At 70.7% G+C, this 14,946-nt stretch carries 13 protein-coding genes and 5 pseudogenes; 11 read left to right on the plus strand and 7 right to left on the minus strand.

Annotated elements, in window-relative coordinates:
* Positions 1–65 precede the first annotated feature (65 nt).
* Entirely contained in the window at positions 66–1,250 is a 1,185-nt protein-coding gene (locus tag AOK00_RS28000) for a CASTOR/POLLUX-related putative ion channel (RefSeq protein ID WP_055603036.1), read from the plus strand.
* A gap of 325 nt (positions 1,251–1,575) precedes the next feature.
* Positions 1,576–1,896 (plus strand): hypothetical protein, encoded by a 321-nt coding sequence (locus AOK00_RS28005; protein WP_055603037.1) that lies wholly within the window; start codon positions 1,576–1,578, stop codon positions 1,894–1,896.
* Positions 1,897–2,036: 140 nt separating this feature from the next.
* On the opposite strand, the gene AOK00_RS28010 is transcribed toward AOK00_RS28005, so the two are convergent.
* The gene (locus tag AOK00_RS28010; protein ID WP_055603038.1) at positions 2,037–2,672 is read right to left on the minus strand and encodes a TetR/AcrR family transcriptional regulator; all 636 of its coding nucleotides are present in this window, start codon (positions 2,670–2,672) and stop codon (positions 2,037–2,039) included.
* 65 nt (positions 2,673–2,737) lie between these two features.
* On the opposite strand from AOK00_RS28010, the gene AOK00_RS28015 reads away from it, so the two are divergent.
* Complete coding sequence (locus tag AOK00_RS28015) at positions 2,738–4,348, plus strand: FAD-binding oxidoreductase (protein ID WP_055603039.1); 1,611 nt, start codon at positions 2,738–2,740, stop codon at positions 4,346–4,348.
* A gap of 947 nt (positions 4,349–5,295) precedes the next feature.
* Here the strand turns inward: AOK00_RS28015 and AOK00_RS28020 are convergent.
* Positions 5,296–6,645 (minus strand): cytochrome P450, encoded by a 1,350-nt coding sequence (locus AOK00_RS28020; RefSeq protein WP_254047529.1) that lies wholly within the window; start codon positions 6,643–6,645, stop codon positions 5,296–5,298.
* A 486-nt stretch (positions 6,646–7,131) separates the two neighbouring features.
* Between AOK00_RS28020 and AOK00_RS28025 the strand changes: the two genes are divergently transcribed.
* Positions 7,132–7,872: an SDR family NAD(P)-dependent oxidoreductase gene (locus tag AOK00_RS28025; RefSeq protein WP_055603041.1), complete on the plus strand. Its 741-nt coding sequence runs from the start codon at positions 7,132–7,134 to the stop codon at positions 7,870–7,872.
* Between the two features lie 151 nt (positions 7,873–8,023).
* On the opposite strand, the pseudogene AOK00_RS37605 reads toward AOK00_RS28025, so the two are convergent.
* A pseudogene (locus AOK00_RS37605) lies at positions 8,024–8,215 on the minus strand (transposase); the annotation flags it as partial.
* 313 nt (positions 8,216–8,528) lie between these two features.
* Between AOK00_RS37605 and AOK00_RS28030 the strand changes: the two are divergent.
* The 4 genes and pseudogenes from AOK00_RS28030 to AOK00_RS37610 form a co-directional block, all read left to right on the plus strand.
* Positions 8,529–9,002 (plus strand): GNAT family N-acetyltransferase, encoded by a 474-nt coding sequence (locus AOK00_RS28030; protein ID WP_055603042.1) that lies wholly within the window; start codon positions 8,529–8,531, stop codon positions 9,000–9,002.
* Positions 9,003–9,377: 375 nt separating this feature from the next.
* Positions 9,378–10,289 (plus strand): annotated as a pseudogene (locus AOK00_RS40700) (RNA polymerase sigma-70 factor); the annotation flags it as partial.
* Complete coding sequence (locus AOK00_RS40705; protein WP_254047530.1) at positions 10,272–10,805, plus strand: NADPH-dependent FMN reductase; 534 nt, start codon at positions 10,272–10,274, stop codon at positions 10,803–10,805. The pseudogene AOK00_RS40700 and the gene AOK00_RS40705, both read left to right, overlap by 18 nt.
* Positions 10,769–11,099: pseudogene (locus tag AOK00_RS37610) on the plus strand (IS5/IS1182 family transposase); the annotation flags it as partial. The gene AOK00_RS40705 and the pseudogene AOK00_RS37610, both read left to right, overlap by 37 nt.
* Here AOK00_RS37610 and AOK00_RS28040 read toward each other — a convergent pair.
* The 4 genes and pseudogenes from AOK00_RS28040 to AOK00_RS28055 all read right to left on the minus strand — a co-directional run bounded on the left by AOK00_RS28040 (position 11,096) and on the right by AOK00_RS28055 (position 13,507).
* Positions 11,096–11,467: a hypothetical protein gene (locus tag AOK00_RS28040; protein WP_055603043.1), complete on the minus strand. Its 372-nt coding sequence runs from the start codon at positions 11,465–11,467 to the stop codon at positions 11,096–11,098. The pseudogene AOK00_RS37610 and the gene AOK00_RS28040 overlap by 4 nt on opposite strands.
* 134 nt (positions 11,468–11,601) lie before the next feature.
* Positions 11,602–12,126, minus strand: a complete 525-nt coding sequence (locus AOK00_RS28045) for an AAA family ATPase (protein ID WP_055603044.1) — start codon at positions 12,124–12,126, stop codon at positions 11,602–11,604.
* Between the two features lie 65 nt (positions 12,127–12,191).
* Positions 12,192–12,823 (minus strand): annotated as a pseudogene (locus AOK00_RS37615) (IS5 family transposase); the annotation flags it as partial.
* A 267-nt stretch (positions 12,824–13,090) separates the two neighbouring features.
* Positions 13,091–13,507 (minus strand): hypothetical protein, encoded by a 417-nt coding sequence (locus AOK00_RS28055; RefSeq protein WP_159041866.1) that lies wholly within the window; start codon positions 13,505–13,507, stop codon positions 13,091–13,093.
* A 76-nt stretch (positions 13,508–13,583) separates the two neighbouring features.
* Between AOK00_RS28055 and AOK00_RS40710 the strand changes: the two genes are divergently transcribed.
* From AOK00_RS40710 to AOK00_RS37630, 3 genes and pseudogenes are all read left to right on the plus strand, one after another.
* Positions 13,584–14,078: an IS5 family transposase gene (locus tag AOK00_RS40710; RefSeq protein WP_055603047.1), complete on the plus strand. Its 495-nt coding sequence runs from the start codon at positions 13,584–13,586 to the stop codon at positions 14,076–14,078.
* Positions 13,985–14,422 carry a transposase gene (locus tag AOK00_RS40715; RefSeq protein ID WP_079042233.1) on the plus strand — a complete coding sequence of 146 codons (438 nt, stop codon included), beginning with the start codon at positions 13,985–13,987 and terminating at the stop codon, positions 14,420–14,422. The genes AOK00_RS40710 and AOK00_RS40715 overlap by 94 nt, the downstream gene beginning before the upstream one ends.
* Positions 14,423–14,625: 203 nt before the next feature.
* Positions 14,626–14,868 (plus strand): annotated as a pseudogene (locus tag AOK00_RS37630) (transposase); the annotation flags it as partial.
* Between the last annotated feature and the right edge of the window lie 78 nt (positions 14,869–14,946).

A 14,946-nucleotide genomic window follows, 5' to 3' on the forward strand; every position in this document is an offset into this window, starting at 1 on the left:
CCTCGGGGGTGTCCGGCGGCACGCGACCACGACCGACCCGGCGGCAGCCGGGCTGACGCGGGCGAGTGCCGCCGGACACCCCCGAGGCCGACACCCAGGTCGTCAAGACGCTGCTCGCGCTGCGGGCCGTGGTCGGCGACGCGAGCCCGGCACGCGTCGTGGCGGCGGTCCGGCAGACCCGGCACGTCGCCACCGCCCGCCTCGCCGCCGGGCCCGGCGCGGTCGTCCTCGACGTCGACGGCATCGCGGCCCGGACCCTCGTCCAGTGCGTCCTCGAACCCGGACTGTCGCGCGTCCTGGAGGACCTGCTCGACTTCGCCGGTGCCGAGCTGCACGTCCACCGTGTCCCCGGGCTCGGCGGCCGGACCTTCGCCGACCTGCGGGCGGCCTGCGTGGACGCGTGCGTGGTGGGTCTCGTACGCCCGGACGGCTCGCCGCTGCTCAACCCGCCGCCACAGACAGCCCTCGGCCCCGACGACGCCGTCGTCGTCCTGGCCGAGGACGAGACCCCACCGACCTGGACCGCGACCACGGCAACACCGCTCCCGCCGCCCGCGGCCGCGACGGCCGTCGACACCCGCGCCGCCCCCCGCCGCGTCGTCGTCCTCGGCTGGAACCGGCGCGGCCCGGAGATCGTCGACGGCCTCGCCCGCAACGGCTGGGAGGCGGTCCGGGAGAAGACCCTCCCCGCCCCTGACCCAGCCCACCACGTCCTCGTCCTCGGCGGCCCCGACGACCACCCCGACCCCGACGAGCACACCCTCGTCACCCTCCTCCGGCTCCGCGCCGGCGAGCGCGAGCCGGGCCCCCGGAGCCCCACCGTCGCCGAACTGACGGACGCCCAGCACCGCCCCCTCGCCCCGGCCGGCGCGCACACGGACCTCGTGGTCGGCGGACGGCTCGTCGGCCTGCTCATGGCCCAGGTCTCGCAGACCGTCGAACTCGCGGCGGCCTTCGACGAGCTGTTCTCCCCGGCGGGCAACGCGGTCCGCCTGCGACCCGCCACCGACTACGTCCCCGCCGGGACCGAGGCGCCCTTCGCCACGCTCGTCGAGGCCGCCGGACGGCAGGGCGCCACCGCCCTCGGCTACCGCCCCGGCGACTCCCCGGTCCCGCTCCTCAACCCGTCGAAGACCGGAACGCGCCGTTGGTCGCACGAGGACACCCTGATCGTCGTCACCACCACAGCCGGACCCTTCCAGCCCCAGGAGGGCCCTGCCAGGGCGGCCGATACACCGGTCTTCCCCTGAGACGGCACGGAAGGCATCGAGGGCTCGACCTTGCGCCGGCGGGACGTGACCGGCCACGGCGGCGGTCCGCGTCAGGAGGTGACGTCCATGTCGAAACATGGATGCCGCCGTGTCCCTGCTGCGCACGGGTGCCTGCGGCCGGATGGCCGTCCGCCGTGAACACGCCCTCGATCGAAGCCAGATGCACAGCGAGCAGACGGGATTCCGGGCCCCCAGGGCCAGGTGTCGTGGTCGGCGGCCGGAAGACGGCTCGCTCGGGCAACCCACCGGAACGCCTCGACGTCCCACTCCATGACGGACGGCTGCCGATCACGCGGGAGAACACGTGGCGAAGAAGGACCGGACGACGGACGCGGCGGGAGAGAAGGACCGCGAGAAGTGGATGGCGCGTTTCCAGGTACGGCTCGCCATGCAGCCGGGCGTGGACCGGGAGGTCGTACTCCGGGCGGTCAAGGAGGTCACGACGCACTGTGCGGAGACGGGTGCTCACCCGCGGGCCGCCTTCGGCGACCCGGACGCCTACGCCGTGCGGACCGCCGAACGGCTGGTTCCGGAGGATCGGGCGGCGCGCGCGAGGCGGCGCGACGGCAGGGTGGCCGCGCTCGACTCCGTGGTGCAGCGGGCCAGGGACGTCACCGGCATGTGACCGGTGAAGAGACACGGGGAGGACCGCCCCTTCCACGCCGCGCGTGAAGGTGTGGGCGTCAGCGGCGTGGGCCCGTGGGTGCACCGGGTGCCGGTGGCGCTGCACCGGCTGCAGCGCGCTCCGGTCCTCCGGTCCTGCGGTCAGCTCGGGGGCACGGGGTCGACCGCGAGTGCGGCGGCGACGGTGAAGAGGCGGGCGCAGCGCCGGGTCATGGCCTCCGGCGTCTCCTCGGGATGCTTGACCCACCAGCGGACGAGCGTGCCGACCAGGTCGGTCCAGACGTGGCGGAGCGCGTCCGCGTCCATGGGGTCGGTGGACCCGGCGGCGCGCAGCAGCTCGGTGGTGCCGTCGGCCGCGAGCGCGTCGATGGCCGCCCAGTAGGCCGCCGCCGTGCGGGCGGCCTCGCCGCCGGGCGGCAGGGAGCGGTCGTAGAGGACGAACCACGCCTCCCGGCGTCCCTCCAGCGCGACGAAGATGCCGCGGAGCACCCGCAGGGGAGTGTGTGGGGTCGTTCTCCCGTCGCCCATGGCCGTGCGGATCGATTCGAGCAGGCTGTCCCCGACGGGCGTCAGGCAGGCGACGTACAGGTCTTCCTTGGTGCCGAAGTACTGGTGCAGCAGCGTCTTGGTGACCCCGACGCGTTCCGCGACGGCGGCCAGGGAGGCGGCGGCGTACCCGCGGCTTCCGAACTCCTCCGTGGCGGCTTCCAGAATCTGCTGCCGACGCAGGTGGCGGGGGACGCCCTTGGTGCCGGCCTTCGAGCGGGGGGTTGCCATGCGTGGATATTATCAGTAGGTAATTTACCTCTTGGTAAATTCACCCCGCGGCCTCTGGAGCGCCCATGTCCGGCACGACGACGCAGTCGATTCCGTCCGCCCCCCGCCGGTCCTGGTGGGGCTGGGGGTGGGAGAGCGCCCACCCCGACGACGCCGAGTGTGTGGCGATGGGCGCCCTGCTGCCCGGAACCCTGGCCCGTCCGCTCCCCGTTCCCCGTATCGCCGATCTGGGCATCGGGGCACCCGCCGTCCAGCCGTCCGCGAGCCTGGCGCGGCTCATCAGCACCGATCCGGCCGACCGCGCGGCCCACGCCATGGGCAAGGCGTACCGCGACATCGCGCGCGCCCTGCGCGGCCGTCCCGGCCGGATCCCCGACCTGGTCGCGTTCCCGACGGAGGAGCGGGAGGTGGCCGACCTGCTGGACTGGGCCGGCGAACACCGGGTCGCCGTCGTGCCCTTCGGCGGCGGTTCCTCGGTGGTGGGCGGGGTCGAGTACCGGGGCGACAGTCATCGCGCGGTGCTCTCCCTCGACCTGACCAGGATGGACCGGGTGCTGGAGGTCGACGCCGAGGGCAGGGCCGCCCGCATCCAGGCGGGGACGCTGGGACCGAGCCTGGAGAACCAGCTGCGTCCGCACGGCCTGACTCTCCGGCACTTCCCGCAGAGCTTCGAGTTCTCCACCCTCGGCGGCTGGCTCGCGACCCGGGCCGGCGGCCACTACGCCACCGGCCGCACGCACATCGACGACTTCGTCCAGTCGCTGCGGGTGGTCACCCCGGCCGGCACGGCGGAGTCGTGGCGGCTGCCCGCCTCGGGCGCGGGCCCCTCGCCGGACCGGATGTTCCTCGGCTCGGAAGGCGCGCTCGGCATCATCACCGAGGCGTGGGTACGGCTCCAGGCCCGCCCGGTCCACAAGGCGTCCGCCTCGCTCGCCTTCGAGGACTTCGGCGCCGCGCTCGGGGCGGTCCGCGCCCTCGCGCAGTCCGACCTCGCTCCCGCCAACTGCCGGCTGCTCGACTCCGGCGAGGCCGCGCTGGCCGGTGCCGCGCGGGACGGCTCTGCCGTCCTCGTCCTGGGCTTCGAGTCAGCCGACGCCCCGGTCGACGCCCGGCTCGCACAGGCCGTCGACCTGGCCCGCTCCCACGGGGGCCGACGCGAGCCGTCCGAGGCCGGTACGGGCGGTGCTCCCGCCGACGAGGCGGTGAACGCGTGGAGGTCGGCGTTCCTGCGGATGCCCTACCTCCGGGACGGCCTGGCGCGGATGGGCGCCGTCGCGGAGACCTTCGAGACGGCGGCCACGTGGGACCGTGTCCCCGCCCTCGTCGAGGACGTCCGCAGGACGGTCAACGAGGCGGCACTCAAGATCTCTGGCTACCCGGCCACCGTCAACTGCCGTCTCACGCACGTCTATCCGGACGGCGCGGCACCCTACTTCACCGTGCTCGCCGCAGGCCGCCCGGGGGAGGAGGTCGCCTTCTGGGACGAGCTGAAGGCGGTGGCGGGCGAGGTGCTCCACCGCCACCGGGCCACCATCACCCACCACCACGCCGTCGGCCGCGACCACCGGCCGGGCTACGACCGCCAGCGGCCGGAGCCCTTCGCCCTCGCACTGCGTGCCGCGAAGGGCGCCCTCGACCCGCACGGCATCCTCAACCCGGGGGTGTTGCTGGACTGAGGCGGCCCCGCCCCACCCGGCGCGGCGGCGATCGGCGGGTCCCGGTACACACCCCGGTGACCGCTCCTCGACGGCGACGGGGATGCCGGGGAAGGCCCTCGGGAGGATCTCCCGCACCCTCCTGAGGGTGCCTCGCCCCTCCCGGCCGCGTCCGGGAGTGACCGCCGGAGCCGTCACCTGGCCGTCAGGAGCCACCGGCGGCCTCCTCGGGCAGCGGGCAGCGGGCAGCGGGCAGCGCGATGTGCGACGGAGAGGCCCCGACCAGCGGCGGACTTCGCCAGGCGGCGGCCTCCACCGCCACCACGGCGAGGCGCGGGCGGCCGGACGGAGGGACAATGGCTTCGATGATGACGGTGCTGATAGCAGGCCTGCCCGAGGGCGCCGAGCTGGAATCGGTGCGCGCCCACGTCCACTCCAGCCCGCACTTCCGCATCGTCGCCCACGCCTACGAGCCCCGGATCGCCCTGGCCCAGGCCCGTGTGCTGCTGCCCGACATCGCGGTGATCACCCGGCACCTGCCCAACCCCGAGGCCGGACCTCGCCCGCTACCGTCTCCTACGCGATCTGCGTGCCCTGGATCCGCCCACCGGGATCATCCTCCGCAGGGACGCCGGGGAGCCGGACCGGCCGCTGGGCCCGGGCGTCGAACCCCTGGACGGAGCGATCCACGAGATTCGCCGCGGGGAGGCCGACGCCCTCTGGGAGGCCCTGGTCACGATCGGCCGGCGCCGCGCCACCTGCGACACCGACCCGACGGGGCTCTGACCGTCACAAGGGCGACGAACTCCTCGGCGATCACCTCCCGGTTTGCCGGGGCGCAGACGGGGCCGCGGTCGGCGGGGCCTTGCTGCCTGTCGTTGACCGTCGATGTGTGGGCGGCCCCGAGTCCGCTGGACGTCAGGTGCCAGGTGTTCCGATCACGAACACCTGTCGAGTGGTGTGGGGGATCAGCCGCGGCGGACCACCACGTGCAGGGGGGCGCGGAAGGACAGCAACCCCAGCATGGGAGGGTCGCCGGCCTCGGTGAGTACCGCATCGGGCAGCAGCCGTGCGGCCGCGCGGAGTGCCACAGCCGCCTCGGTGCGCGCCAGAGACGCTCCCGGGCAGCGGTGCCGGCCCACTCCGAAGGAGAGGTGATGGCGAATGTTGTCCCGATACGGACGCAGTACCTCGGGCTCTTCGAACACCTCCGGATCCGAGCCCGTCCCCATCAGCATGAGCAGGAGTTGCGAGCCGGCGGGCAGCTTCGTCCCGGACAGTTCCACCTCGTGTGCTGTGACCCTGCGCCAGGTGGTCACCGGGGGTTCACGGCGGAGGATCTCCTCCACCCACGCCTCTGCGAAGCCGTCCTCGGCGGCGGCCCGCGCCCACGCCCCGGGTTCGGCCAACGCGCGGAGCAGCGCCGTGGAGATCAGCTGGCCCGTGGTGGACTGTCCGGCGATGAAGACGAAGAAACACACGGCGACGGCGGTCGAGGCATCGAGCGGCTCACCGCTGGACAGCCTGTGCCTACGGAGGGAGCCGATCAGACCGTCCGCAGGTGCGTCCCGGGCCACCTGGTCCGCCAGCCACCGGTAGAAGTCCCCGACCAGCTCCCCGAGACGGGTCTGCCGCTCGGCCGACGGCCAGCCGTAGAACAGTTCCAGGGCGGCGTCACTCCACGTCGTGAGCGTGGTGTCGGATATGCCGTCGACGCCGAGCAGCCGCATCATCACCCGGCACGGCAGGAGCTGCGCGTACGCGGCGGCGATGTCACACGGGTGGCCGGATGCGTACCGATCACCAAGATCGGAAAGCATCTCCCGAGCCGTCTCCTCGATCAGCGGCACCGCCGCGCTCACACGGTCGGCGTTGAAGAACCGGGTGACCAGCCGGCGAAGTCCGGCATGGCTGGAGCCACCGTTGTTGGCGAGTGCGGGAGGTAGCGCGAACCGGGCCCGGGCGAGCCCGCGCAGCGTGGGCATGGACAGCGGGGAGACGGCGTGCTGGGCGTTGTCCGGCAGGTAGGCAACCGGGTCCAGCAGCACCTGTCGTACATCGGCGTACCGGCTGACCAGCCACAACCCGGTTCCGGCGTCGAAATGGACGGGGTCGGTACGCCGCAAGGCAGCAAGGACGGGATGCGGATCGCGTACGAACGGTGTGTCGGCGAGGCCGGGAAGCCCCTCCGACCCGAGAACCGGACATGTCGTCGTGCCTGCCATAAGTATTTCTCCGCGGTGTCTGCCCGAACGCAGCGGGCGGCGGCCTTCGCGCCTGCTCGCGCCAGCGAAGACCATGGCGATGCGAATCGGCAAGTCGGGAAGAATCACATACCCGGATGAGGCCGGGCTGCGAGGCCGGCCCCACCGTCGGCTCGACCCCGGCCTTGCCGTCACAGGGCTCACGTGCCTCGCGTGGAGAACGCGCCTGGCTCGCAGGAGCGTCGCGGTGAGCACTGACCTTCCGGGCCAGTGTTTGAAGCCACTCGGGCATCAGGGCGCGTATCGAGTCGTGATCAAACTTCGGGAATCGCCCTCGCCGCGGGACCGGCCTGGATCGGTCGGCTGCGGCAGCAGTTCGAGGGTCTGATGGCGGTTCAGGGTGGGCAGTGGCGGGAGATGCCGACGGAGTTTCGGCCGGACGCGGTAGCCGGGGACGAGACGTACTCGTCTCGCGGAAACCACGCCCACCTGCGTCAACGCCGTACCCCGGGCATTGAGTGCGGGGATCGACGCAAAGACCCGTCCGGATAGGGTGACTATTTGATCGATCATTTATTGGCACAGCTCGGAGGACCGGACATGGCAGAACAGGGAGAGCGTCAGCAGGTGACTGTGGTCACCGGCGGCAGCCGGGGCATCGGCGCGGCGATCTGCCTGCGGCTGGCAGCCGAGGGACACGACGTCGCCATCGGCTACCGGTCGGACGCCGAGGCTGCCGAGGCCGTGGCCGAAGGAGTGCGTGCGCTCGGCCGGACGGCCGCGGCAATCGCGGTCGACACTGCCGACGCTGCGGACGTGGACCGGCTGTTCGACACCGCCGCCGCGCAGCTGGGACCGGTCACCGGACTGGTGAACAACGCCGGGGTGAGCGGGCCGGTCGGCCCCCTGGTCGACGCAGACCCGGAGGGGATGCGGCAGGCCCTGGAGGTCAACATCCTGGGTTACCTTCTGTGCGCCCGCCGGGCCATCGGGGACATGACGGCGGGCGGGGCGATCGTGAACATCTCCTCCGCCGCCGCGACCCTCGGCAGCCCCGGCACCTATGTCCACTACGCGGCGGCGAAGGCCGCCGTGGACGCCATGACGGTCGGGCTGTCCAAGGAAGTGGCGGCCGACGGCATCCGGGTCAACTGCGTCGCCCCCGGTACGATCTGGACCGATTTCCACGCCGACCCGCAGCGGCCCGCCAAGGTCGCGGAGATCGTCCCCATGGGCCGCGCCGGTCAGCCCGAGGAAATCGCCGGAGCGGTCGCCTGGCTGCTCTCGGGAGACGCCTCCTACGCCACCGGCACGGTGATGAGGATCGCCGGCGGGATGTGAGCACGCGGTTCCGCCGCCTCGCGGCAGGGCCGGCGCCCTGGTGCCCGGCGGCGACCCGGGTGCCTATTCGCTGTGATCAAGGAGTAGGCCCATGAGGTCCTTGACCCACATCGTCGAGGCGCGGAGGTAGAGCCCGGCTAGCTAGCCCTCCGGACCAGGCGCCGAACTCCGTCGGCTTCTCCCGCCACTGCCCGCCCGTCTTGAACCGCCAGATGACGCCCTCGAACTGCTGCCGCAGTCACTCGGGGCACGGGCCGTACTCCCCGATCGGCAGGTACGGCTCGATGAACTCCGCGCGTTCGTCCCCGGCGGGTGCGGGCCGACAAGGCGTACGCCTTCCCAAAGAACCGCGCCCATCTGCGTCGGCGGTGGCATCCGGTGCACGATCACAGACCAGGCGGACCAGATCCGCCACCGTAAGCAGCGCGGCTCACACGGTGGCAGACCGCCGACGTTCGACCCTGTGGACTACGAGGAGCGCCAAGCGGTCGAGTGCGGCACCAACCGCCTCAGGAGAACCAGACAGTGGCCACGAGGTACGACGAACTGGCGGTCCGTTACGAGGTGACCGTCCTCGTCGCGGCCATCGACGCATGGCCGCGACCTGCGCGGAAAAGAGTTTGCCTCACCCTGCTGCAGGAGCGAAGCTCGCCCCCATGACCACAGATTCAGTCGTGCGTCCGGCCCGGCTCACCGATGCCCGGACCTTGGCCGAACTGCGTTGGACGTTCAAGCAGGAGGACTGCGAAGGGCAACCGCCGGCTCCTGCTCGGCACCTGGAAGAGGCCGAGCACTGGATCCGCGACCGGCTCAGCGACGGCCGCTGGTTGGCCTGGGTCGCGGAGACCGAGGGCCGGATCTGCGGTCACGTCTTCCTCTGCCTGGTGGAGCGGATGCCGGAGCCCTACGAGGACAACAACCCGGTCGGCTATGTCACGAACTTCTTCGTCCTACCGTCACAACGGAACAAGGGAGTCGGCTCGGCGCTCCTTGAGGCGCTGAAGCAGCATGCACACAGTGCTGGCCTTGAGGGCTTGATCGTCTGGCCGTCAGAGCGCAGCACCCCGCTCTATCAGCGCCTCGGCTTCCAGCTCCCAGAGGAACTGTTGGAACTCCCACTCGACACCTGACGAGATCCACTTCCGACACACGCCGTAGTGACCCGTCCAGGGGGGGGGCCACATGTCGCGAGGGGACATCGTCGACGGGGCCTGGCGGTGTGACCACCTGGGTCGGGAAGGTGCCCTCGGGGCCATGTCACAGAACGCCGCGCTGACTTGTCCAGAGGGTGAAGACAGGCACTGACTCGGGCGGATGGTGGGCATGCGGGCGTTGATAGTGGGCGGGACCTCGGGGCTGGGGCGGCAGACGGTGCCTGGGCGGGATGCGCCAGGGGCGGCCGCCATGACCGAGGGGTACGGCTTCGTCGGTGCCCCAGTAGAGCGGGAGCTGGGCCGACGGCCGCGTCGCACGTCGTGGCAGCAGCGTTCCGCGCCGGAGCCGGCATGACGCGGGCCGAGGAGTTCCAGGGTCTGCGGCCGCTGCTGTCCTCGATCGCCTACCGGATCCTGGGGAGTGTGACCGAGGCCGAGGACGCCGTTCAGGAGGCATGGCTCCGCTACGAGGCCTCGCCGACTCCACCTGACTCCACCAGGGCCTACCTGACGACCGTGGTCACCCGGATCTCGATCAACGTGCTGAATTCCGCCCGCGTCCGGCGCGAGGAGTACGTCGGACCGTGGTTTCCCGAGCCGCTGCTGACCGATCCCTACCAGGACCCGGAGCGTGCGGCCGAGTTGGCCGACTCGGTGTCGACGGCGGTGCTTCTGCTGATGGAACGGCTCACCCCGCTCGAACGCGCGGTGTTCGTGCTGCGCGAGGTGTTCGACTTCGGCTTCCAGGAGATCGCCACCGCGATCGGTCGCTCGGAGGCCGCATGCCGCCAGCTGGTGGTCAGGGCGCGTCGTCACATGACCGAGGGCCGACCGCGGTTCGAGGCCGACCGCCGCGCATGCGAGAGACTCGCAGCGCGGTTCTTCGGCGCCTTCACCGAAGGAGACGTCGACGGGCTACGAGAGCTGCTCGCCACCGACGTGCGGTTGGTCGCGGACAGCGGTGGCAAGGCCCCGCAGTGGGCGACCGGGTACGTCGGCGCCGACCACGTGATTCCGGTGCTCGCCGCCTCCATCCCGCTGTTCGTACGGATCGGCGGAGTCATGCAACCCCGCCAGGTGAACGGCGGGCCCGGAGCGATCTTCCGCGACCGGGACGCGAAGATCGTCAACACCTGGACGCTCGACTTCCGCGACGGGCGGATCCAGACGATCCGCACCGTGAGCAACCCCGAGAAGCTCGGGCACTTGGGCCCCGTCGCGGATGCCTGGACGGTCCTGCGCGACATGGAACAGGCCACGAAGAGCGGGATCTGGCCGCCGCCCACGCCGGATCCGCCGCGGGCTTCGACCTCGTGGGACCCGTCCGAACACGAGCTGCCTCCGCTCGACGAATCCGTGCCGGCGGCCCAGGCCCCGGGTCGGCAGCCGCACACCGTGCGTGGGGCCGAGCGCGTCGGCTCGTACGACGCCATCGTCATGGTCACCCCCGAGAACAACACCGCCCCATCGGCGTCCTCGACCAATGCCATCGACCACCTCTGCCAGGAGCGGGCAGGCAAACCTGGGGCGTACGTCGGTGACGGCATCGTCGGCGCCGTCACGGCGGTGCAGCGTCTGCGTGCGCAGACGGGCGGGCTGCGCGTGGCCGACATCGGCCCGCAGGTGGCGCTGATACTGCGGGAGGACTTCGAGGGCCTCACCGACTTCCAGCCGCGGGATCTGCACGACGAGCAGGTGCGCCCTCCCCCGGACGAACTGCCGGCGTGGGCCCAGGCGCTCCGCCGCGAGGCTTCCCCGGCCCTTCACCCGACGGCTTAGAGGCGGCGTACTCATCCCGCGCAATCCGCACCTACCTGCGGCGTCGTGGGATCCAGGCGGTGATCCCCCAGCCCGCCGACCAGACAGCGAACCGCAAACGGCTCGGCCGTCGTGGTGGGCGCCCGCCAGCTTTCGAGCGCGAAGCGTACAAGCAGCGGAACACCGTCGAACGGTGCATCAACAAGCTCAAGCAATGGACTGGCCACCCGTTACGACAAGACCGCCACTGTCTACCTCGCCGCCCTCCACTTCGCAGGCATCTTCATCTGGTCAGTGACTCCAGCGGCTGCCTAGACCCAGCCCTCGTCGGAGTAGACCGTCCAGGTGTCTCCCACTGCCTTGTGCAGTTCAACCAGGGCCGCAACGTCGGCGATGGCTCCCGGGGCGTCGGACAGTCGCAACGGGGACTTCGGGACGCTGCTGCGGGTGTAGACCGGCAGCTCGCCGTTGCAGTTGAAGGCGTGAAGCGATGGGAGAGCATCGTTGAACCATGAGGGACGGTTCTCCTCGGCCCATGCAGCGGCGGCGTCGACACGATCCACATGCACCAGCAGATGCTCAGGAGCCGGCCCGCCACTGAACTGCACGAGGAAGCCCTGAGCGTCCACTGCCCACCAATCCCACATGAATCCAGGTCGGGGGTGCCGCAGGATTGTCGTCATGCCGTCACCGTATTCAGGCCGGACAAGACCGTTGAAGGTGATCCGAAAGAAACGACCTGGGGCCTGTCCGGAGGCTCATTTCGGGCTGGTGCAGGGCACGCCTGGTACGGCTGAGTCGTCGTGGGCCGCAGCAGTCACGCGAACGAGGGCCACCGGTCGGCGGCCCACTCCCGCCAGTCGACCCACCTGGGCGGCGGGCTGGCGACCCTGCGGCTCTCCAGCTCCGACGCGTCGGGCTCCTCGAAATGCGCGCGCCCGTGCAGGATGTCGGCCTCGGACATCGGCAGTGTCTCTTCGGGGGTGGTCGCCCAGCGATGGGCGATACGGGCGCGTTGGGTCTCCTCGTCCACCGGCAGGTAGACCATGCGGAAGCACGCCATTTCGGCCTCCACCAGCCAGCGGATCGCAGAGCGTTCGTCCCGTGACCAGCAGCCGTAATCCACGACGACGTTGGTGCCCAGTCTGATCGCCTCCAGGGCGAGCCAGAGCATGCGCCCCTCCAGCACGTCGCGCTTCCCGTCGGCCTCCGCCTCGCCGAACAGGGGAATCATCCAGTCGTCGGGCGTCAGACGCAGCGCGCCGTGCTCCGCGGCGAGCTGCCGAGCCCGCGTGGTCTTTCCGGCCCCTGGCAGGCCGACCATCAGGAACAACGTGGTCACACCCAGATCGTGGCAGGGAAGCCAATCAGGCGGCCACCGTTTTATCTGCTCGATCACGAGCGGAGTCACAGGCGGATGGAAGCCACGGTGACAGTGCCGTGGAAGACGTAGGCGCGCTTGTCGTAGCGCGTAGCCACGGCGCGGAAGTGCTTGAGCCGGTTGATCGTGCGCTCGACCGCAGTGCGGCGCTTGTATCTCTCCTTGTCGAAGCCCGCTGGCCGGCCTCCTCGGCTTCCTCGGCGCCTGCGGTTGGCCCGCTGGTCCTTCGGTTCGGGATGGTGTGTTTGATCTGGCGTCTGCGCAGGTAGCGGCGACTACGGCGGGAGCTGTATGCCTTATCGCCGCCCAAGTGGTCGGAACGGGTCCGCGGATGCCCACTGTCGAGGCGCTTGACCCGGATGCGTTCGAGGACTGGGATCAGCTGCGGGCTGTCGCCCCACTGACCAGGAGCGATCAGCAGCGCCAGAGGGCGGAGGCCGCCTTCTCAGACAAGGTGGATCTTGGAGGTCAGACCGCCCCGCGAACGGCCGAGCCCTGGAACTCGCGGCGTCCTGCGTGAAGCCCCGGCAGCGTGCTGAGGGGCTCGGCGCGAGGTGGAGTCCACGCTCACCATGGTCCAGTCGATCCGGCCTCGGGCATCGGCATCGGCCTGGACGGCTTGCAGGATCCGATCCCAGGTGCCGTCCGCCGACCAGCGTGGCTTGTCGTTCCCGGCGTGGGGCGGGGTGATCTGACGAATGACGAGGAGCAGTACGGGTGTCACTGAACGACGTGCAGATCAGACTCCGGCAGCATCAAGGGCCCCCGCCCCCACAAGGGCGAAGACACCTCCGATCACTCTGCACGTGATGACACTGCTAGGACTTGTCCGGCCGATCACTCCAGGTGCGCCGGGGCGAGAAGCCACTCGCACTGTCCCAGCGAGGGCTGGGATCATGACTACAGGAATGCCGACGGGCTGAGGTCAGGGCGCGAAGTACCAGCAGTACAGGTTCAGGCCTCTCTCCGCACGACTCACGGCTAGGGCTGACAGACGCTCAAGGAGGTCAACGGCACTGCCCGGCCCAAACTCATCGCCCATCTCGGAGACGGTCTCGGCCCACGTGAGAGCGGTACGTCTGAGCTGATCCGTTCCTGCACTGGTCAAGGCCGTCGAGAGCGTCTGCGGAACAGCGAAGACAGTGAAGCCATCGTTGGCCATGGGCACCACGTGCCGGAGCGGACTCTCCGCCCCCGTCAACAGAGCTTCCCACCTCGGAACTGCGTCATCCGGATAGATGCCGTCACACGGCACGGCAGGAAAATCATGACTGTTGCGCGGTCCTACCAGCACTGCTGACTCGTCGTCTCCGGCAAGGAAGAACTCTCCTACAAGCACCATCTGCCGATTCTGGCATGTCTCGGTACCCGGGAGCCCGACCGAGTGACTGCTCCGCCGCCGGAGCGTTAGTGCGGGCATGGGGCGGGGTGATCTGAGTGATGCCGAGTGGGAACGGCTGCGGCCGTTCCTGCCGGTCAGCAACAGGCGTTGTGGCCGGTGGCGTGATCACCGGCAGGTGATCGACGGGATTCTGCACCGGGTGCGAACCGGCGTTCAGTGGCGTGACCTGCCCGAACGGTCCGGACCGTGGAAAACCGTCTATGAACGCCACCGGCTCTGGTCCGCCGACGGCACCTGGGAGCGACTGCTCCAGCAGGTCCAGGCCGCAGCCGACGCGGCTGGCGAGACCGACTGGGACATCTCGGTCGACTCCACCATCGTCCGCGCCCATCAGCATGCGGCCGGCGCCCGCACCGACCCACCGCCGGCCCCCGCCTCAAAGGGGGCCGGAAGCCCAGAACACCAGGACGAGACGCCGTGGCAGAGCCTGGTCGCCCGCCTGGTGGAGGTGGTGCTGGAGGTGAGGGCCTGGGCCGCTCGCGCGGCGGGTTCACCAGCAAGCTGCACCTGAGCGCGGACGGCCGCTGCCGTCCGCTGTCCCTGATCGTCACTCCAGGTCAGCGGGCAGACTGCACCCAGTTCAAGCCGGTCCTGGAGAAGATCCGGGTGCCCAGACCGGGCCTGGGACGACCACGCAAGAAGCCCGACAGCCTCGCGGCCGACAAGGCTTACAGCAACGGCCCCATCCGCGAGTACCCGCGACGACGGGGAATCCGACACGCCATCCCGGAGAAAACCGACAGTCAGGCGGCCCGCATACGCAAAGCGCGGCTACGTCTACCTCGGCACCGCGACCGCGGCAGCCCTCACCATTTGGCTACGAACTTGATCGACCGGACAAGTCCTAGGCCATGATCGGTAGGCGTAGGACATGGCCTGGAACCGGTCGGCTACCCCTCGGACGTTGGTGACCAGGAGCCCCCCGCCTATGAGAGCGACGCCTCCCCACATCAGCTCGAGCACGTGCCTGTTCACGACGTGAGGGTAGCCAGTCCGCGTCATCGGCGGGACCTCTTTCAGTTGTCCGCCGGACAGGGCCTGGGGGCAAGGTCAGCACCCTGCACCGGGTGCGGACCGGGGTGCAGTGGCGCGATCTGCCCGAACGGTTCGGACCGTGGAAGACCGTCCACGAACGCCACCGCCTGAGGTCGTCCGACGGCACCTGGGAACGTCTCCTCCAGCAGGTCCAGGCCGCGGCCGACGCCCCAGGCGAGAGCGACTGGGACATCTCGGTCGACTCCACCAGCGTCCGCGCGCATCAGCACGCGGCCGGCGCCCGCACCGCTCCGCCTCCAGCCCCGGGATCAAAGAGGGCCGCAGGCATGGAACCAGGACGAGACGCCGTGGCAGAGCCTTGCCGCCCGCCTGGTGGAGGTGGT

The organism is Streptomyces aureus, assembly GCF_001418135.1.
Taxonomy (GTDB): Bacteria; Actinomycetota; Actinomycetes; order Streptomycetales; family Streptomycetaceae; genus Streptomyces; species Streptomyces aureus_A.